Raw genomic sequence first — 485 nt, 5'->3', positions numbered from 1 at the left:
GCCCGCTACGACGCCAAGGGCAACCTCATCGCCGAAGTCGACGCCCTGGGTCATAAAACCGAATACCTCAACAGCGATGACGGCCTGCCACACACCATCATCGACGCGTCCCACAAGTCCAAATACCTGTGGTGGAACACCCTGGCCCAGGTCGAGCGCTTCCAGGACTGCTCGGGTAAAACCACTACCTACCGCTTCGACGAGCGCCAGCACCTGGTCGCCGTCACCGACGCGCTGGGTCAGACCACCACCCTGGAGCGCAAGCCCGACGGTGAGGTGCTGCGCATCCAGCACCCGGACGGCAGCGCCGAATCCTTTACCTATAACGCCCTCGGCCAGGTGCTGACGCACACCGACGGCAAAGGCCAGACCACGCGCCTGCTGCGCACCGCCCGTGGTCTGCCAAGCAGCCGCCAGGACGCCAAGGGCCAGCGTATCCGCTACGAATACGACCCGGCGATTCGCCTCACCGCGCTGGTTAACGA

1 pseudogene is annotated in these 485 nt (G+C 64.7%); it reads left to right on the top strand.

Features of this window, described 5'->3' with window-relative positions:
• Positions 1-485, top strand: a pseudogene (locus tag B0W55_RS29420) (RHS repeat protein); the annotation flags it as partial.

The sequence above is a fragment of the Pseudomonas sp. KK4 genome, assembly GCF_001984065.1.
Classification (GTDB): domain Bacteria; phylum Pseudomonadota; class Gammaproteobacteria; order Pseudomonadales; family Pseudomonadaceae; genus Aquipseudomonas.
Note: the sequence above shows the minus strand (reverse complement) of the source record. Positions and strands in the feature narration are given on the sequence as shown.